The organism is Gordonia aquimaris (assembly GCF_026262595.1).
GTDB lineage: Bacteria > Actinomycetota > Actinomycetes > Mycobacteriales > Mycobacteriaceae > Gordonia > Gordonia tangerina.
In genome coordinates this window covers 24,652-41,797 of the sequence record NZ_JAPKFM010000006.1, presented here as the reverse complement: position 1 = coordinate 41,797, position 17,146 = coordinate 24,652, and the positions used below count along the sequence as shown (strand labels likewise).

21 protein-coding genes and 1 tRNA gene are annotated in these 17,146 nt (G+C 67.4%); 8 read left to right on the top strand and 14 right to left on the bottom strand.

All coding sequences use genetic code 11. The annotated features are described in order from the left end of the window. Nucleotide 1: 1 nt before the first annotated feature. Entirely contained in the window at nt 2–661 is a 660-nt protein-coding gene (locus tag OSB52_RS08195; protein WP_266061204.1) for a thymidine kinase, read from the top strand. A 27-nt stretch (nt 662–688) separates the two neighbouring features. Here OSB52_RS08195 and OSB52_RS08190 read toward each other — a convergent pair. Next, a tRNA-Leu gene (locus OSB52_RS08190) sits at nt 689–773 on the bottom strand. Nucleotides 774–851: 78 nt separating this feature from the next. On the opposite strand from OSB52_RS08190, the gene OSB52_RS08185 reads away from it, so the two are divergent. The 3 genes from OSB52_RS08185 (at nt 852) to OSB52_RS08175 (ending at nt 2,949) form a co-directional block, all read left to right on the top strand. Beyond that, nucleotides 852–1,289: a transcriptional regulator gene (locus tag OSB52_RS08185; protein ID WP_266061203.1), complete on the top strand. Its 438-nt coding sequence runs from the start codon at nt 852–854 to the stop codon at nt 1,287–1,289. Continuing rightward, nucleotides 1,286–1,630 (top strand): DUF3817 domain-containing protein, encoded by a 345-nt coding sequence (locus OSB52_RS08180; protein WP_235725167.1) that lies wholly within the window; start codon nt 1,286–1,288, stop codon nt 1,628–1,630. Before OSB52_RS08185 ends, OSB52_RS08180 begins: the two co-directional genes overlap by 4 nt. 179 nt (nt 1,631–1,809) lie before the next feature. Next, nucleotides 1,810–2,949 (top strand): glycosyltransferase, encoded by a 1,140-nt coding sequence (locus OSB52_RS08175; RefSeq protein WP_266061202.1) that lies wholly within the window; start codon nt 1,810–1,812, stop codon nt 2,947–2,949. Here OSB52_RS08175 and rdgB read toward each other — a convergent pair. From rdgB to OSB52_RS08135, 8 genes are all read right to left on the bottom strand, one after another. Next, nucleotides 2,929–3,543 carry an RdgB/HAM1 family non-canonical purine NTP pyrophosphatase gene (rdgB, locus tag OSB52_RS08170; RefSeq protein ID WP_266061200.1) on the bottom strand — a complete coding sequence of 205 codons (615 nt, stop codon included), beginning with the start codon at nt 3,541–3,543 and terminating at the stop codon, nt 2,929–2,931. The genes OSB52_RS08175 and rdgB overlap by 21 nt on opposite strands. After that, entirely contained in the window at nt 3,543–4,298 is a 756-nt protein-coding gene (rph, locus tag OSB52_RS08165) for a ribonuclease PH (protein WP_235725170.1), read from the bottom strand. Before rph ends, rdgB begins: the two co-directional genes overlap by 1 nt. Before the next feature lie 51 nt (nt 4,299–4,349). Next, nucleotides 4,350–5,117, bottom strand: coding sequence for a cyclic nucleotide-degrading phosphodiesterase (locus OSB52_RS08160; protein ID WP_266061198.1), 768 nt, complete (start codon nt 5,115–5,117; stop codon nt 4,350–4,352). A 97-nt stretch (nt 5,118–5,214) separates the two neighbouring features. Then, nucleotides 5,215–6,015, bottom strand: coding sequence for a glutamate racemase (gene murI, locus OSB52_RS08155; protein ID WP_235725207.1), 801 nt, complete (start codon nt 6,013–6,015; stop codon nt 5,215–5,217). Continuing rightward, the gene (locus tag OSB52_RS08150) at nt 6,012–6,650 is read right to left on the bottom strand and encodes a rhomboid family intramembrane serine protease (protein ID WP_235725172.1); all 639 of its coding nucleotides are present in this window, start codon (nt 6,648–6,650) and stop codon (nt 6,012–6,014) included. The genes murI and OSB52_RS08150 overlap by 4 nt, the downstream gene beginning before the upstream one ends. Nucleotides 6,651–6,670: 20 nt before the next feature. Continuing rightward, nucleotides 6,671–7,657 (bottom strand): PLP-dependent cysteine synthase family protein, encoded by a 987-nt coding sequence (locus OSB52_RS08145; protein WP_235725173.1) that lies wholly within the window; start codon nt 7,655–7,657, stop codon nt 6,671–6,673. Between the two features lie 3 nt (nt 7,658–7,660). Further along, on the bottom strand, nt 7,661–7,936 hold the full coding sequence (locus OSB52_RS08140) for a MoaD/ThiS family protein (protein ID WP_235725174.1): 276 nt from the start codon (nt 7,934–7,936) through the stop codon (nt 7,661–7,663). Between the two features lie 6 nt (nt 7,937–7,942). Then, entirely contained in the window at nt 7,943–8,350 is a 408-nt protein-coding gene (locus OSB52_RS08135) for a M67 family metallopeptidase (protein WP_266061194.1), read from the bottom strand. 161 nt (nt 8,351–8,511) lie between these two features. Here OSB52_RS08135 and tpx point away from each other — a divergent pair, with 161 nt between their 5' ends. Further along, nucleotides 8,512–9,012 (top strand): thiol peroxidase, encoded by a 501-nt coding sequence (tpx, locus tag OSB52_RS08130; RefSeq protein ID WP_235725175.1) that lies wholly within the window; start codon nt 8,512–8,514, stop codon nt 9,010–9,012. Between the two features lie 46 nt (nt 9,013–9,058). Here tpx and OSB52_RS08125 read toward each other — a convergent pair whose 3' ends face one another. The 5 genes from OSB52_RS08125 to clpS form a co-directional block, all read right to left on the bottom strand. After that, nucleotides 9,059–10,300: an MFS transporter gene (locus tag OSB52_RS08125; RefSeq protein ID WP_235725176.1), complete on the bottom strand. Its 1,242-nt coding sequence runs from the start codon at nt 10,298–10,300 to the stop codon at nt 9,059–9,061. Next, a complete protein-coding gene (locus OSB52_RS08120) occupies nt 10,297–10,935 on the bottom strand; it encodes a GntR family transcriptional regulator (protein WP_266061193.1) in 639 nt (212 codons plus the stop codon). The genes OSB52_RS08125 and OSB52_RS08120 overlap by 4 nt, the downstream gene beginning before the upstream one ends. 82 nt (nt 10,936–11,017) lie before the next feature. Further along, nucleotides 11,018–12,130: a P1 family peptidase gene (locus OSB52_RS08115; protein WP_266061191.1), complete on the bottom strand. Its 1,113-nt coding sequence runs from the start codon at nt 12,128–12,130 to the stop codon at nt 11,018–11,020. Next, on the bottom strand, nt 12,127–12,702 hold the full coding sequence (gene aosR, locus OSB52_RS08110) for an oxidative stress transcriptional regulator AosR (RefSeq protein WP_235725179.1): 576 nt from the start codon (nt 12,700–12,702) through the stop codon (nt 12,127–12,129). Before aosR ends, OSB52_RS08115 begins: the two co-directional genes overlap by 4 nt. 19 nt (nt 12,703–12,721) lie before the next feature. Next, on the bottom strand, nt 12,722–13,102 hold the full coding sequence (gene clpS / locus OSB52_RS08105) for an ATP-dependent Clp protease adapter ClpS (protein ID WP_266061189.1): 381 nt from the start codon (nt 13,100–13,102) through the stop codon (nt 12,722–12,724). A gap of 20 nt (nt 13,103–13,122) precedes the next feature. On the opposite strand from clpS, the gene OSB52_RS08100 reads away from it, so the two are divergent. From OSB52_RS08100 to OSB52_RS08090, 3 genes are read left to right on the top strand one after another with little or no spacing between them, the layout of a single operon-like run. Next, nucleotides 13,123–14,427 carry a nicotinate phosphoribosyltransferase gene (locus tag OSB52_RS08100; RefSeq protein WP_235725181.1) on the top strand — a complete coding sequence of 435 codons (1,305 nt, stop codon included), beginning with the start codon at nt 13,123–13,125 and terminating at the stop codon, nt 14,425–14,427. Between the two features lie 19 nt (nt 14,428–14,446). Further along, on the top strand, nt 14,447–15,046 hold the full coding sequence (locus OSB52_RS08095) for an isochorismatase family protein (RefSeq protein ID WP_266061187.1): 600 nt from the start codon (nt 14,447–14,449) through the stop codon (nt 15,044–15,046). A 10-nt stretch (nt 15,047–15,056) separates the two neighbouring features. Further along, the gene (locus OSB52_RS08090) at nt 15,057–17,144 is read left to right on the top strand and encodes an ATP-dependent DNA helicase (RefSeq protein WP_266061185.1); all 2,088 of its coding nucleotides are present in this window, start codon (nt 15,057–15,059) and stop codon (nt 17,142–17,144) included. Nucleotides 17,145–17,146: the final 2 nt, after the last annotated feature.

Genomic DNA, 17,146 nt, shown 5'->3' with positions numbered 1-17,146 from the left:
GATGGACCAGATCGATGATGCCGCGCACGCCGGCGGTGTGTGCGGCATCATCGTGTCGATGACGGCGAGTGACGCGGAGCTGATCTTCTATCACGGGCCGATGGGCGCCGGGAAGTCCACTTTCGCCTTGCAGACCCACTTCAATCAGGGGCAGCAGGGACGATCGGGGCTACTGCTGACCACGATGGACCGCAGCGCGGAACCGGTGGTGACCAGTCGCATCGGCCTGCGCGCGCAGGCTCTGGCACTCGGGGCCGATGACGACGTGTACGCCATCGTCACCGATCGGCACCTCCACGACCCACTCGACTACCTCGTGTGCGACGAAGCCCAGTTCCTGACGCCCGAGCAGGTGGAGCAGCTGGCGCGGGTCGTCGACGACTGCGGCGTCGACGCGTTCGCCTTCGGCTTGCTCACCGACTTCCGGTCGATACTGTTCTCCGGTTCGGCTCGTCTCGTCGAGATCGCCGACGAGGTGCATCGGATGCAGGCGATCGTGCTGTGCTGGTGCGGGCGGCCGGCGTTTCTGAACGCGCGCATCGTCGACGGACAGATTGCCCGCACGGGAGAGGTGGTCGCGGTCGGCGACACCGGCGACGGACCGGTCATGTACCGAGCGCTCTGCCGTCGACACCATGTGGCGGGACGCACGAAACCCTGAGGCCGCATCGTCGGGGGCGACGACCGGTGGTGCGCGAGGGGGGACTTGAACCCCCACGTCCTAAGACACTGGAACCTAAATCCAGCGCGTCTGCCAATTCCGCCACTCGCGCGTGTCGCCGGCCACACCGGCGCCCGAGACAGCCTACCGCCCGTGGGACGATCAGTGCTGGCCAGGTACCGTCGATGGTATGTCATCTGGTTCCGCCACCCCCGGACGTCGACATCGTCCGGCGCTCATCGCGCTGGTGGTCGTTGCCGCCACCGCGTGCCTGGCGCTCGCGTGGTGGCAGTGGGATCGCTACGAGTCGTCGTCGGGCACGGCGCAAAACCTCGGCTATGCGTTGCAGTGGCCCGCCTTCGCCGTAGCCGTGCTGTGGGCGTACCGACGCTTCGTGGTGCTGGAGGGCGACCCCGACGAACAACGCAAGGCGGCCAACGAGGCGAGCGGACCCACCGAGATCCCGGCGGGAATCCTGCCGGATCGGCCCTCGACCCCGAGCGCGTCGTCGCTGACCGGCGCATCGTCGGCGGGAGACGACGCCACGCTGGCCGAGTACAACAGTTATCTGGCCGACCTGGACAGGTCTGACACATCCGAGAAGAGCAGTGAGGAACGCCCGAGGTGACCGAGACGACCGACCCCACCACCGGAACGCCCGTGGCCAAGGTTCGTGGTGCGCTGCTGCGCTACCGCGTGCTGGCCTGGATCACCGGTCTGTGGTTGCTGCTGCTGGTCGCCGAACTGGTGCTCAAGTACGGCTTCGACGTCGACGCACTGGACTTCGTTCCGATCGTGCACGGCTGGGTCTACTTCGTCTACCTCATCTTCACCATCGACCTCGCCATCAAGGTGCGGTGGCCGCTCGGCAAGATCATCCTCACCTGTATCGCGGGCACCATCCCGTTCCTGTCCTTCTGGTTTGAACACGTCCGGACCAAGGAAGTGAAGACCCAGTACGGGTTGTGACGTTCTCGCGCGTGCGATTCCCTTTCGCGCGCGCAACGTAACGCGCGTGTGATCAGCCGGCGCGCGCGAGCTCGTCGGCGCCTCCGATGGACCGGAGTCGCCAGAGCTTCACCAGGTGATCGCCATCGCGTGACCCCGTCGTCGTCGTGCGTTCACGCGCTGCGGACAACACTGAGCGCGTGCGCATCGTGCAGTTGGCCAACTTCTACGGCACCCGATCCGGTGGACTCCGCACGGCGGTCGATCGTTGGGGCGCCGGCTACGTGGCCGCCGGCCACGAGGTCGTATTGGTGGTGCCCGGGGCTCACGACGGCGCCGAGACCCTCGCCAGCGGCGTGCATCGGGTGTCGGTGCGTGCGCCGCGGCTCCCGATGTCGGGCGGGTACCGGGTGGCACCTCCCGGCCGGGTCGCCGACATTCTGCGGCACATGCGCCCCGACGCCCTCGAGGTGTCGGATCGCCTGACGTTGCGGGGCTTCGGGCAGTGGGCACGCACGCGTGACGTCCACTCGACGATGGTGTCGCACGAACGCCTGGATCGACTTTTCGGGATGGTGCTGCCCCGTGCCGCGGCCCGGTCGATGGCCGACGAGGCCAACCGACGCACCGCCCGCTCCTTCGATGCCGTGGTGTGTACCACTGACTTCGCCGCGGCGGAATTCGGGAGGATCGGCGCCACCAATGTCCGACATGCTCCACTAGGCGTAGACCTCGACGTATTCGATCCGCGCCATGCCGACCCCAATGTCGGCGCGCGCTACGCCGACGACACCACCACACTCATCACCCATTGCGGACGGCTGTCGCCGGAGAAACGCGCCGACCGCAGCATCGCAGCGATCGCCGAACTCCACTCCGCACGGCGCCGGGTGCATCTGGTCGTGGCCGGTGACGGGCCGCGCCGTCCCTCGCTCGAACGCGCCGCCCGGGGCCTGCCGGTGACCTTCCTCGGTCACGTCGCCGATCGTCGGCAGGTCGCCGCCCTGCTGGCGACCACCGAGATCTCCTTGGCACCGGGCCCCCACGAGACCTTCTGTCTCTCGGCGTTGGAGTCGTTGGCGTCGGGCACACCCGTCGTCGCGTCACGCTCGTCCGCCGTTGCCGGCCTGGTGGATCCCACGTGCGGTGCGCTGGCCCACAACACCCCCGCCGGATTCGCCGCCGCCATCGAACAGGTCCTCGAACTACCCCGACCGGAACGGGAGTGGGCGGCCCGCCGACGCGCGAGCGGCTTTCGCTGGCCGGATTCGGTCGCCAGGATGCTTGCCGTACATCGCGGCGCCGACGACGGGCCGATCTCAGCCGGCCAGCGACCGTAGGACGGGCACCAACTGCGCCAACGCTTTTCCGCGGTGGCTCAACGAGTCTTTCTCGGCGGCCGACAATTCCGCCGACGACCGGCCGGCGGCCACGTCATCATCGGGCACGAACAACGGGTCGTATCCGAAACCGTTGTCGCCCCGCGGCGCCCGCAACAGGGTGCCGCGCCATTCGCCGCGGACCACGGTCTGTCCGCCGGACGGGGTCACCAACGCACATGCCGACACAAAGGCGGCGCCACGACGCTCGTCGGGCACGTCGCCGATCTGAGCCAGCAACAGATCGTTGTTGGCCCGATCATCACCATGGCGACCACTCCATCGTGCCGACAGCACCCCCGGCATACCGTTGAGTGCGTCCACGGACAATCCCGAATCATCTGCCAGACAGGTCATTCCGGTCGCGCGCGCACCAGCGACGGCTTTGATCAGCGCGTTGTCCTCGAAGGTCGCGCCGGTTTCCGGTTCCTCCGGGTACTCGGCGACCGCATCGAGTCCGATTACGTCGACACCGGTGATACCGGCACCGTCAAGGACGCGGCGCAGTTCGGCGAGCTTCTTGGCGTTTCGGCTCGCGACCAGCACTGTCGACATCAGGACGGGCTGGGCAAGGTGCCCGGATAGGGCTCGGCCAGCACCTCGCGCTGCGCCTCGAAGAGCTTGTCGGTGCCCACCATCGCGATGTCGAGCAGTTTGTCGAGGGTGGCGCGCGGGAAGGTGGCGCCCTCACCGGTGCCCTGCACCTCCACGAGCGTGCCGGCGTCGGTGGCGACCACGTTCATATCGACCTCGGCGCGGGAGTCCTCCTCGTACGGCAGGTCGAGACGGACCCGGCCGTCCACCACGCCGACGCTCACCGCGGCGATCATGCACGACAACGGCTGCGGGTCCTTCAGTCGCCCGGCCGCCTTCAGATAGGTGACGGCATCGGCGAGCGCGACGTAGGCGCCGGTGATCGCCGCGGTTCGGGTTCCGCCGTCGGCCTGCAGCACATCGCAGTCGATGGCGATCGTGTTCTCTCCGAGGGCGGCCAGGTCGATGCACGCTCGCAGCGAGCGCCCCACCAGCCGACTGATCTCGTGGGTGCGGCCACCCACCTTCCCCTTCACCGACTCGCGACTGGAGCGCTCATGAGTCGACGACGGCAACATCGCGTATTCGGCGGTCAGCCAGCCCAATCCAGAACCGCGCCGCCAGGGCGGCACGCCCTCGGTGACGCTGGCCGTACACATCACCCGGGTGTCGCCGAATTCGACCAGCACCGACCCCGCCGGATGCGAGGTGAACCCGCGGGTGAAGGTGATCGGTCGCAGTTCGTCGTCGGCCCTGCCGTCAGCTCGTGTGGTCACGGATCCAACTGTAACGATCGGCCTCCCGCGCCGATCGAGGCGGGAGCGCGCTCACTCGACCAGGTCGAACACCCGTCCGGGCCGCACCAGGTCGACGGGCCCGGCGAAGGTCGACCTCGCCTCCGCGAGAATCTCCTCGGCATCAAACCAGGGCGCGAGGTGCGTCAACGCCAGGCTGCGAACACCGGCTTTCGTCGCGATCTGACCGGCTTCATACCCGGACAGGTGCAGGTTCGGTGGCCGCTCGTCGGGTGCATGTGTCCAGGTGGCCTCACACAGGAACACGTCGGCTCCCTCGGCGACCTCCACCACCTCGTCACACATCCCGGTATCGCCGCTGAAGGCCACCACTTGCCCCTGCGGCCCGGTCACCCGCAGCCCGTAGGTCTCGGGTGGATGGTTCACCCGGACGGGGGTGACCGTGAGACCGTGAAGCTCAACATCGACGCGGTCCTGCCACTCCACCGCGTCGAAGGTGTCGGAGATGTCGTCGACCTCGCCGGCGACCTCGGCCGACGCCGCCCCCACGCGCACCGCGGTGCCCGACGGCCCGTACAGGCGAGCCCGGTTGCCGGCCGGATTCGGCGCGTACCGACGCCACACCAGCATGGCCGGCAGATCCAGACAATGGTCGGCGTGCAGATGACTGAGCATGACGTCGACGTCGACGGGATCGACGCGGCTCTGCAGTTCACCGAGGACCCCGGGTCCGCAGTCCATCAGGACCGGTCGTTGTCCATCCACGGCGACGAGGTATCCCGAGCAGGCGCTCCCGGGCCCGCCCACACTTCCGGAACAGCCGAGGACGGTGAGACGCATACGCCCTACTGTGCCACGCCGCGGCGCCGCGATGTCCGGCTACGGGTCACGAGTGTCCAACGATGGTCTGGGCGCGAGCTGAGAATCTGCTCACGAATTACAGGTGTTGCACCTGTCCGATCGTGGGACCGAGGAAGCGGGTCGACAGGCGGGCGAAGAACTCCGGGTCGCCGGTAGCCCGGAACTCACGTACCGCATCGCGATCGCCGTGCGGGTGCAGCAGATCGAGCTCGGTGAGTACCCGGAAGAGGTCTTTGGCGGTCTCCTCGGCGCTGGACACCAGGGTCACCTGATCGCCCATCGCGAGTTGGATCACCCCTGACAACAGTGGGTAGTGGGTGCACCCGAGTACCACGGTGTCCACGTCGGCCTGCTGCAGCGGTTCGAGGTAGCCCTGCGCCAAACCGAGGATCTGGCGCCCGCTGGTGATCCCGCGCTCCACGAAGTCGACAAAACGCGGACACGCCACGGCGGTGATCTCCGCGTCGCGGGCCGCGGCGAACGAATCCTGGTACGCACGCGAGGCGATCGTTGCCTGCGTCCCGATCACGCCGATGCGTCCCGTCTTGGTGGCCACCACCGCACGCCGCACCGCCGGCAGGACCACCTCGACCACCGGAATCGGCGCGTAGCGTTCGCGGGCATCGCGCAGACAGGCGGCCGAGGCGGTGTTGCACGCGATGACAATCGCTTTCACCCCCCGTTCGGCCAGGTCATCGCCGATCGCCAGGGCGTGCCGCCGGATGTCGGGGATCGCCAACGGGCCGTAGGGACCGTTGGCGGTGTCACCGATGTAGACGACGTCCTCGTCGGGCAGGAGGTCGATGATGGCGCGGGCCACCGTCAGACCACCCACACCGGAGTCGAAGATGCCGATGGGGGCCTGTTGTGCCGTTATGAGCGCACCCCCGGGAACTGCTGGGGCGCAGACTTCTTGGCCTTGCGACGGTCTCTGTCGGCGAGGTACCAGGCGGCCAGGATGCCACCGATGGCACCGAACAGATGCCCCTGCCACGACACGGTCGGATTCGTCGGGAGCACTCCCCACAGAATCGAGCCGTAGATGAGGAACAACACCACCCCGCCGAGAATCTGCCAGATGTCGCGGTTGAACAACCCGCGCACCAGCAGGTAGGTCAGCCAGCCGAAGATGATCCCGGAGGCACCCACGGTGACCGTGTACGGCGGCGCGAACAGCCAGACACCCAGACCCGACACCAACCAGACGATGGCGGTGACGATGACGAACCGCCGCGTCATCAGCAGCAGAAAGCCCAACACCAGTCCCGGCACCAGATTGGCGAACAGGTGAGCCCAGTCGTCGTGCAGGAACGGCGCCCACAGGATGCCGTCGAGCCCGTCGACCTGACGCGGGACGATACCCGCCTGGTCGAGATCGTAATTGGTGGCCGCGTCAATCCCCTCGATCACGAACATCAGTGCGGTGATCGCGGCCATGATGATCACCGACCGCTGCCAGAGCGGGCGGTCGCCCGTGGTGGCTGTGCCAGGCGACGCGGGATTGACGGTCATGGCTCTTCCTGTCGGTGCGATCACGCCCAGAGCTGGCCTTCGAGGGCCTGCTCTGCTTGTTCCAGGCTACCTTCGTACGCCCCGGTCGACAGATACTTCCATCCCGCGTCCGGGATCACCAGCCCGATGTCGGCGCGCTGACCGTTCTTCATCGCCTTGCGGCCGATGCCGCGCGCGGCCTGCAGGATGGCTCCGGTCGAAATCCCGGCGAAGATGCCCTCGGTGTCGATCAGTTCACGCACCCGGGCCACGGCGTCGACCCCCTGCACCGAGAAGCGGCGGGTGAGCACTGCGTCGTCGTAGAGCTCGGGCACGAAGCCCTCGTCGATGTTGCGCAGGCCGTACACCTCGTCGCCGTAGCGGGGCTCGGCCGCGACGATCTCGATGTCGGGGTTCTGCTCACGCAAGTAGCGACCCACGCCCATCAGGGTTCCGGTGGTCCCGAGGCCCGCCACGAAGTGGGTGATCTCGGGCAGATCCGTGTACAGCTCGGGGCCGGTGCCCTCATAGTGGGCAAGCATGTTGGCCGCGTTGCCGTACTGATAGAGCATCACCCAGTCGGGGTGTTCGGCGGCCAGTTGCTTGGCCATGGCGACGGCGGTGTTGGAGCCACCCGCCGCCGGCGACGAGATGACCTGCGCGCCGAACATCGTCAACAGCGATCGGCGTTCTTCCGAGGTGTTCTCGGGCATGACACAGATCAGCTGATAGCCCTTGAGTTTGGCGGCCATCGCCAACGAGATCCCGGTGTTGCCGCTGGTGGGCTCCAAGATGATGGAGCCGGGCGACAACAAACCGTCCCGTTCGGCCTGCTCGATCATCCGCAAGGCGGGGCGGTCCTTGATAGAGCCGGTCGGATTGCGGTCCTCGAGTTTCGCCCATAGCCGCACGTGCGGACCGCCGTCGGGATCACTCGGGTCCGATGCGTCCCACCGTGGTGACAGTCTCCGCAGACCGATCAGCGGGGTGTGCCCGACCGAATCGATAAGTGAGTTGTAGCGCGCCACGGCCTACTGGCCGCCGGCGACGGCGGGCAGAATCGTGACGTCGTCGCCGTCGTCGATCGCGGTGCCGAGACCTCCGGAGAACCGCACGTCCTCGTCGTTGACGTACACGTTGACGAATCGGTGCAGCTTGCCGTCGGCGACCAGGCGTTCCTTGATGCCCGGGTTGGCCGACTCGAGGTTGTCGATGACCTCCGACAGTGTCGAACCGTTCGCCTCGACACGCTTCTCACCTCCGGTGTGGGTGCGCAAGATGGTCGGGATGGACACGGTTACGGCCATGGTGGCTCAGCTCCTGATCTCGATCGGTTCTTCGGTCACCACGCCATCGACGATGCGATAGCTGCGGATCTCCGCGTTCTCGGCGTCCCGCGTGGACACCAGCACATAGTGGGCGTTGGGTTCGCTCGCATACGAGATGTCGGTGCGACTCGGATAGGCCTCGGTCGCGGTGTGCGAGTGATAGATGACCACGGGTTCCTCGTCGAGCCGGTCCATCTCTCGCCAGACCTTGAGTTGCTCGGCAGAGTCGAAGCGGTAGAACGTCGGTGACCGCTCCGCGTTGATCATCGCGATGAACCGCTCCGGCTGATCCGAACCCTCCCGACCCGCGATCACACCGCAGGCCTCATCAGGATGGTCGGCACGCGCATGCGCGACCATCGCATCAACCAGTTCCTGGCTGATCGTCAACACTCGTGGTCCTCCTGCTCCACCGCTGTCGGTCACCGCTTTGGGGTGCGGTTGCACGGTCAACGACAACGTCGCCGCCGACCACGCTATTCCCCGCCGACCGGCCGGGTATACGGACCCGGCGGCTCGACGAGCTTCGTCCACAATTTGGCACACTGGTCTCCATGGCACAGATCACATTGGGCGGCAACCCGATCAACACCGTCGGCGACCTGCCCACAGTCGGCTCACGCGCTCCGGAGTTCACCCTGACCGGCGGCGACCTGTCATCGCTGACGAGCGCCGACTTCGGGTCGCAACCAGTGGTCCTGAACATCTTCCCCTCCGTCGACACTCCGGTGTGCGCCGCGAGCGTGCGTACGTTCAATGAACGCGTCGGCGAGTCGGGGGCGGCTGTCGTGTGTGTCTCGAACGACCTGCCGTTCGCGCAGCAGCGATTCTGCGGCGCCGAGGGAATTGAGAACGTCACGGCAGCGTCCGCGTTCCGCGACACGTTCGGCGCCGACTACGGGGTGACCATCGCCGACGGACCGATGGCGGGGTTGTTGGCGCGTGCGATCGTGGTGATAGCCGACGGCATCGTCACCTATACCGAGTTGGTCCCCGAGATCGGCCAGGAGCCGGACTACGACTCCGCGCTGCGTGCGGTTCCCCAAGCACAATAGGCCCCCGCGTCCACCAAACGGAGGGGCAGAAACGCCGAAAGCCACTTCAGTCGCGCGACGGCAGATGTTTCCGGGAACCGTTCAGCACGACGGCGAACGACACCCCCAGCAACGCCGCGAGGATCAGCAACAACCCGATGGTGGTGAAGGGCGGCGTCAGGGCTGCGAGGATGGTCGGAGCCGCGAATCCGGTGTAAGCCACCGCATAGAACACCCCGGTCAGCTTCGCCATTTCGTGTGGTGGCGCGATCCGCTGCACCTCCATCAGCCCGGACACCAGGCCGATGCCGAAACCGCAGCCGAGTACCACACTGGCGGCCACGCCGACCAACAGATCCTCCGTGGAGACCGCGAGAATCATGGCCGCAAGCCCGCCGACCAGGGTCAGCAGCGCGACGATGAGTCCACGCGCACTCGAGTGTGAATCGATCCTGCGGGCCACCGGCTGGATGAGCGCGCCTGAGCTCAGCGCGATCACGCTCAGCAGTGTCGCGTAAGCCAGGCCCAAACCTCCTGCGGCATCGGCCAGGAGCACCGGCTGATACCCGTAGGACAGACCGCAGGCGATGAACAGCCACGGCCCACAGATCATCACCACACGAACGAACCGTCGATGACGCACGGACGTGACCCGCAGCCGGGCCAACAGCGGGGCCGGTGGCCCGGCGGTCACCGTCTCGGGCGGTCGCCGGAGCACCCACAGGAATGGAATGGTGACAATGATGTGGACCACGAACGGCAGGATCTGTGGGTAGGGGCCCCACTGTGCGATGCAGCCGGCGACGAGTGCCCCGAGGGCGGAGCCCAGTGTGAAGGCAAGCGACGCCCGACGCGCGCCCGCACCGGCGTCAACGCCGACGTCGTGCGGCGCCATCGAGAGTTCCTTGAGCCAGCTCGACCCGACCGTCATCGCCGTGCCCACCGCCATCCCTGCGAACAACCGTCCGAGGATGATCGGGACCTGCCCGTACTCGTCGAAGGCCAGCAAGAGGCTGCCCAACACGCCGAAGGCCACACCCGCGATCATCGACGGCCGCCGGCCCTGATGATCGGAGACCGCCCCCGCAACGACCAGTGCCGGCGCCAGACCCGCAACGTACACAGCGAGAAAGAGGGTGACCGTGGCCGCCGAATAGTGTTCGACGTCGCGATACATCAGCAGCAGCGGGCTGAACTGGTTGCCCGACCACGCGCACACGAACAGCGCGCCGAAGACCAGCAGCCACGGACGAGTCGTCTTCGCATCCGAAGTGCCTGCCGACACCGAGATGTGTTCCCGCACAGTCATATCGCACCCCGATACCGAGCGAAATGCGCTGTGAGCAGCTCACGGTATCGCGACCGATCTCCGTCGAACAGCGCCTGGGCCAGCTGTATGTGGTCATCATGGGCCGCCGCCAGATTGGCCGGATCGACCGCCAGCAGTACATTGCGCAATCGCTGCTGGCGGCTTCGGAGCTGTTCGTAAAAGTGTACGGCGATGGGGTTTGCCGAGGCCGCCACGATGTGCGCATGGAACTCGTCGTCGGCGACAACGAAACCGGCGAGGTCCGATTGCGCGACACAACGCGCCTGTCGAGCAAGGTTGTCGCGGATCGCCGTCTGCTCGGAATCGCTCGGGCCCCCGGCTACGCAGACCTGCCCGGCCGCAGCACATTCCACGCCCTCGCGCATGGCCAACACATTCGAGACTTCCGCCGGATCGACCGGGGTCACCACCGCTCCCCGACGCGGGATCAACCTGAGCAGCTGCTCGGCGCCGAGCCTCAGAAAGGCCTCGTGCGTGGGGGTCCGGCTGATGCCGAGTTCGTGGGCGATCTCAACCTCGCTGAGCAGTTCGCCGCCGGACCACTCGCCGGTGACGATCCGGTCACGAACCGTCGAGTACGCCAGGTCGACGGCATTGAGGGCTTGCTTAGCCATGCGAAGCACCGTAGCACCATCTTGCATGCAAGCATGCATCCAAGCTCTCGGATCGAACTGCGGCGCTCGACCTCGCGACCGTTCAGCTCAGCGCCGACGGCAGTACCTCGACAAAGGAAGGAATTCCCGCCACTGACCGCGCACTGATCACCGCGTTGACGATCGCCCGCTGCACGACGATCGCGGCCACCCGACTCACCTCTGCCACCACCGCGACGTCGGGATTCATCCCCGCCGGAACCTCGGCGACCCGCTCGATCCGACGGTCACCGGTGGCGACGGCAAAGATCGTGTCGCCGTCCAGCGGTGAATGCGCCGGCACGATCGCTCTGGCCAGCCCGTCATGTCCGGCCATCGCGACACGCTTCAACGAGGCCGAGTCCACCGCCGCGTCGGTCGCGACCACGCCGATCGTGGTGTTGAGCACGGTCTGTTTGGCCGCCAGTTCGGCGTAACGGCGAATCTCCGCAGACACCGGCGCGACCAGCCCGTGGTGAGCCGCGTCGGCGGCCGTCACCGACCACGGCAACCCGGTCGCCGGGTCGATCACCGCACCAACCGGATTGGCCACCATCAACGCACCGACGGTGACGCCGGCCGCCGGCCCGTGCTCGATGACGATCGACGCGGTCCCCACACCACCTTTGAGGGCACCCGCCCGCGCGCCCGCACCCGCGCCGACACTGCCCACAGCCACCTCCACGGACGCCGCCGACAGCGCGTCACGCCCGAACGCGGCATCGGGCCGGTGATCCCATGCCCCCACCGGAAGGTCGAAGACGACCGCGGCCGGGACGATCGGCACCACGTGGCCCGCGGTGTCCATCGCCAGTCCGCTGCCCGACTCCTCCAAACCGGCCATCACTCCGTCGGCAGCCGCCAGACCGTATGCGCTCCCGCCCGACAGCACGATGGCGTGCGCGGTCTGCACCGTGTTCACCGCGTCCAGAAGGTCCGTCTCGCGCGTACCGGGGCCGCCGCCGCGCACGTCGACCGCGCACGTCGCGGCGGACGAAGCGATCCGCACCACGGTGGTACCGGTGGCCCAGCCACGACCCTCGACACCGTCGTCCGGCGAGGCGACCACCGCGTCGTCGTCGATCCGATATGCGTGACCGACCTCGATGCCGGCGACATCGGTGATGCGGTTGCCGGCAGGGGCCAGAGTCTCGCCCGCGTGTGACGACCTGGTCACATCAATGCCTCGACCAGCAATTCCTGCATGACCGTGAGCCAGTGATACACGTCGAGGTGGGCGGCATGCGGATGTTCTGGCGGAAGTTGATCCGGCGTGTCCTCGGAGATGCCGAGCATCGCGCCCAACGCGAGCCGCACATCGTTGAGCGCGGTCAACCACTGCATCGCCTGCTCTTCGGTGAGCGCCAGATCGCCACCACCGCGCGGCAAGGTCTCGAGCACGACCTGCCCGGCAGTCAACTTGGCCTCGATGATGTGCGGCTCGTGCACACTGCGCAGCGCACTGTTCACGTCTCCGTTCACCACATCGGCCGACAGCTGCCGATCCTGGTCGGGCCGATGAAAGTCCGGTAGCAGCCGCCCCAGCGTGACGTCGGAGGGAGCTTCGGTGTGCCCGACCCGAATCCCGGTGATCTCCGACAACTCGTCGCGGGGTGCCGAGGCGTCGCGTTCGGTCAAGAGCTCCTGCATCGAGCCGATCATCGACACCAACAGTTCGACCTCATGAGGATCGAGTTGTGAGCAGATACGCAGCGACGAGCCGCGGCCCTTACGTTTCCAAGTTCGCACGTGGTTGCCGATTCCCCGCTCAGCTGTCCCGCTGCATCGTCGCCCACAGCCCGGCCGCGTGGAGTTTGCGGACGTCGCCTTCCACCTTGTCGCGCTCACCGGCCGACACCACGGCCTTCCCCTCGGTGTGGACCTGCATCATCAGCTGATTGGCGTGCGACTCCGAATAGCCGAAGACCTTCTGAAATACGAAGGTGACGTAGCGCATCAGATTGACCGGATCGTCCCAGACGATGGTGACCCACGGCCGATCGAGGGCCGCGGCGTTCTCCGCGACCTCCGGGTCCGCAACGGTGGCACCTCCGGGCCCACCCCCGTCGCTTCGCTCGCTGTGGAATCTCCCGTCGCTTCGCTCGCCCTGGAAGGTAGCCTCGTGCGCACTAGTCTCGTCAGGCGCCATACGACATAGGGTAAGCGATTGTGACCGTCGACAACACCGCCCTGCTCACCGACCAGTACGAACTCACCATGGTCTCGGCAGCGCTTCGCCATCCGATGGCGCATCGGCCGTGCGTCTTCGAGGTCTTCGCGCGCCGACTGCCCGACGGTCGCCGCTACGGCGTCGTCGCCGGCACCGGCCGACTGCTCGAAGAACTGGCGCGGTTCCGCTTCGGTGAGGACGAATTGGCGGTGGTCAGCCGTTTTCTCGACGAGGACACCGTTCGCTGGCTGGCCGAGTATCGCTTCTCCGGAGACATCGACGGATACCGCGAGGGTGAGCTGTACTTCCCCGGCTCCCCCATCCTGACCGTGCGGACGACGTTCGCCGAAGGGGTGCTGCTGGAAACGCTGGTGCTGTCCATCCTCAACCACGACAGCGCGATCGCGTCGGCCGCCGCCAGGATGGTCAGCGCCTCTGCCGGCCGGCCGATCATCGAGATGGGTTCGCGCCGCACCCACGAACGTGCGGCGGTGTCGAGCGCACGCGCGGCCTATCTGGCCGGGGTGGCTGCCACCTCCAACCTCGAGGCCGCGCGCACCTATGGCGTCCCGAGCGCCGGCACGGCCGCGCATGCCTTCACGCTCGGGTTCACCGGGCCCGACGGACCGGACGAGAAAGCGGCGTTCGCCGCGCAGGTCGAGGCCCTCGGCGTCGGTACGACCCTGCTCGTCGACACCTACGACATCACCCAGGGCGTCCGCAACGCGATCGAAGTCGCGGGGACCGGCTTGGGCGCGGTGCGCATCGACTCCGGCGACCTGGGAGTGCTCGCGCGTCAGGTGCGTGAACAACTCGATTCGCTCGGCGCCCCCGACACCAAGATCGTGGTGTCCGGCGACCTCGACGAGTACGCCATCGCGTCGCTGCGCGCCGAACCCGTCGACACCTACGGGGTGGGCACGTCGTTGGTGACCGGCAGCGGCGCACCAACCGCTGGCATGATCTACAAGCTCGTCGAGGTGGACGGAATGCCGGTGGCCAAACGGGCCAGCCACAAAGAGTCCAAAGGTGGCGCGAAACGCGCGGTGCGTGCCGCACGACCGTCCGGCACGATCGTCGAGGAGATCCTCTACCGCTCCGTCGACGAGCCGCCGTCGGTGGATGGATTATCGTTGCGGCCGTTGCAGATCCCGTTGGTGGCCAACGGCGAGGTGGTCGGCGCTCTGCCGACACTCGAAGACGGACGCACACACCTCGCGGATGCATTGGTGAGCCTGCCGTGGGAGGGTTTGGGCCTGTCGCACGGAGATCCAGCAGTGCCCACCCGCTACGTACTCGGCTAGGAAGGACACCCGCACAGTCATGGCAGAGCACGCCCCCAAAGACCACGCCCTGATCGTCGTCGACGTCCAGAACGACTTCTGCGAGGGCGGAGCGCTGGGCGTCAACGGCGGCGCGGCCGTAGCGCGCGCCATCACCCAGATCCTTGGCGATTACCGGACCGTGGTCGCCACCCGCGACTACCACATCGATCCCGGCGATCATTTCTCCGACAAACCCGACTACGTCGACTCCTGGCCACCGCACTGCCGGGTCGGTACCGATGGCGTTGCCTTCCATCCCGACTTCGACCACACCGTCGCACAGCAGGTTTTCGACAAGGGCCATTACACTGCCGCATACTCGGGCTTCGAGGGTGCCGACTCCGACGGCACCGCACTGGCCGATTGGCTGCGCAACCGACGCATCACCCACGTCGACATCGCCGGAATCGCCACCGACCATTGCGTTCGGGCGACCGCACTCGACGCGGTCCGCGAAGGTTTCGACACCCGAGTGCTGTTGAATTTCACCGCCGCCGTTGCCTCCGAAACCGCCGAGGAAGCGCTCAAACAGATGCGTTCGGCGGGTGTGGCACTCGACGGCGACCTGCTCTACGACGGTTCCTCCGGCATCGGATGACAACCACCACATGACCTCCACCCCCTCGGTGACCTCACTGCTCGACAGCGCCGTCACCGCCCTCGGCGGACGCCGGCGCGACGGCCAGGTCCGGATGGCCTCAGCGGTCGCCCACGCCATCGACACCGGCGAACATCTCGCCGTCCAGGCGGGCACCGGAACGGGAAAATCGCTGGCCTACCTGATCCCGTCCATCCGTCACGCGATCGTCTCCGGGCGCACCGTGGTGGTGTCGACCGCCACGATCGCGCTGCAACGACAGCTGATCGAACGTGACCTGCCGCGGGTGGCGGCCGCGCTGGCCGGCCCACTCGGTCGCGAACCCACTTTCGCGATTCTCAAGGGACGCGGAAATTATCTGTGCCTGAACAAGATCCACAGCGGAACCGCGGAGGAACCGGCGAGCGAGCTGTTCGACGCGTTCGAGTTGTCACGCACCGGACGCGAGGTGACCAGGCTGCGGGAATGGACGTCGGACACCGAGACCGGCGATCGCGATGACCTGACCCCGGGGGTCTCGGACCGATCCTGGCGGCAGGTGAGCGTCTCGGCTCGAGAATGCCTCGGCGCCGGCAATTGCAGCTACGCCGACGACTGTTTCGCTGAACGGGCGCGCCGCGCGTCGGGCCAGGTCGATGTCGTCGTCACCAACCACGCCCTGCTCGCCATCGACGCGACCAGTCCGGCCAATATCCTCCCCGAACACGACGTAGTGGTCATCGACGAGGCCCACGAGCTCGTGGACCGCATCACGTCGGTGGCCACCGCCGAGCTGTCGGGGGCCGGCATCACACTGGTCGCCCGCCGCTGCGGCAAGCTGCTCGGCGACGAGACCACCGACGCACTGCTGGGTGCGGCGGAGATGCTCGACGGACTGCTCACCGAGCTGCCGCCACGAGAGTGGACCCGGCTCCCCTCGGGCGTACCCGAGACCCTGGCGAGCCTGCGTGATCGGTTGTGGCTCGCCCGCAACGAGATCGGTCCGGTGCGCATGCCCGGCAGCAGCGGCGCCGACGAATCGGCCGCGGCCCGCTCGGCGGCACTGACGTCGTTGGAGGACGCCCACGACACCGTCGTGCGCCTGCTCGGTGCATTCGACAACCCCGACGAGTCGAAACGGCGCGATGTCGTGTGGGTCGCCCACGACCGGGTCGGTAGCGACACCCGGGCGATCCTGCGCATTGCACCGTTGTCGGTCGGCGGACTGCTCCGCGCCTCCTTGTTCGCCGACGCCACCGTGGTGCTCACCTCTGCCACCCTCACGATCGGCGGCAATTTCGACGCGCTCGCCGCGACCTGGGGTCTGCCGGCAGCAGGCCGCCGAGACACCGATGGCGCCGATCCGCAATCCGAGGCGCCGCGGGTGGCCGACATCGGCGCCATGGCACACGGCGCGCCCGCCCCCGCCGACAACGCTCCGCCGCGCTGGCGTGGACTCGACGCCGGATCACCATTCGACTACCCGAAGTCGGCGATCCTCTACGTCGCCCGCCACCTGCCGCGACCGGGACGTGACGCGATCGCCGAGCAGACACTCGACGAACTCGCCGGTCTCGTGACCGCCGCCGACGGACGTACTCTCGGGCTGTTCTCGTCGATGCGCGCGGCCCGCGAGGCCGCCGAGGCCATCCGGGCGCGCTGCGATCAGCCGGTGCTGTGCCAGGGCGAGGACACCACCGCCTCGCTGGTCAAGAAGTTCGCCGACGACCCGCAGACGTGCCTGTTCGGCACGTTGTCGTTGTGGCAGGGCGTCGACGTGCCCGGTGCGTCGTGCAGTTTGGTGGTGATCGACCGTATCCCGTTTCCCCGCCCCGACGACCCACTGCTCACCGCCCGGCAGCGGGCCGTCGAAGCGCGTGGCGGCAACGGGTTTCTCACGGTCGCCGCCAACCACGCGGCGCTGCTGTTGGCCCAGGGCGCGGGACGGCTGCTGCGCTCCACCGACGACCGCGGTGTCGTCGCCGTACTGGACTCCCGACTCGCCACCGCCGGATACGGTGGATACCTGCTGGCGTCGCTGCCGCCGTTCTGGCGCACGACCGATGGTGATCTGGTTCGTTCTGCGTTGGGCAGACTGGCCGAGATCCCCTACGGTTGAGA

Coding starts and splice junctions, on each gene's coding strand:
- OSB52_RS08185 (WP_266061203.1), top strand. CDS start 852: ATGTCATCTGGTTCCGCCACCCCCGGACGTCGACATCGTCCGGCGCTC.
- OSB52_RS08160 (WP_266061198.1), bottom strand. CDS start 5,117: ATGCGTCTCACCGTCCTCGGCTGTTCCGGAAGTGTGGGCGGGCCCGGG.
- OSB52_RS08150 (WP_235725172.1), bottom strand. CDS start 6,650: ATGACCGTCAATCCCGCGTCGCCTGGCACAGCCACCACGGGCGACCGC.
- rdgB (WP_266061200.1), bottom strand. CDS start 3,543: ATGTCGACAGTGCTGGTCGCGAGCCGAAACGCCAAGAAGCTCGCCGAA.
- OSB52_RS08120 (WP_266061193.1), bottom strand. CDS start 10,935: ATGGCTAAGCAAGCCCTCAATGCCGTCGACCTGGCGTACTCGACGGTT.
- OSB52_RS08090 (WP_266061185.1), top strand. CDS start 15,057: ATGACCTCCACCCCCTCGGTGACCTCACTGCTCGACAGCGCCGTCACC.
- OSB52_RS08195 (WP_266061204.1), top strand. CDS start 2: ATGGACCAGATCGATGATGCCGCGCACGCCGGCGGTGTGTGCGGCATC.
- OSB52_RS08140 (WP_235725174.1), bottom strand. CDS start 7,936: ATGGCCGTAACCGTGTCCATCCCGACCATCTTGCGCACCCACACCGGA.
- tpx (WP_235725175.1), top strand. CDS start 8,512: ATGGCACAGATCACATTGGGCGGCAACCCGATCAACACCGTCGGCGAC.
- OSB52_RS08125 (WP_235725176.1), bottom strand. CDS start 10,300: ATGACTGTGCGGGAACACATCTCGGTGTCGGCAGGCACTTCGGATGCG.
- clpS (WP_266061189.1), bottom strand. CDS start 13,102: ATGGCGCCTGACGAGACTAGTGCGCACGAGGCTACCTTCCAGGGCGAG.
- OSB52_RS08095 (WP_266061187.1), top strand. CDS start 14,447: ATGGCAGAGCACGCCCCCAAAGACCACGCCCTGATCGTCGTCGACGTC.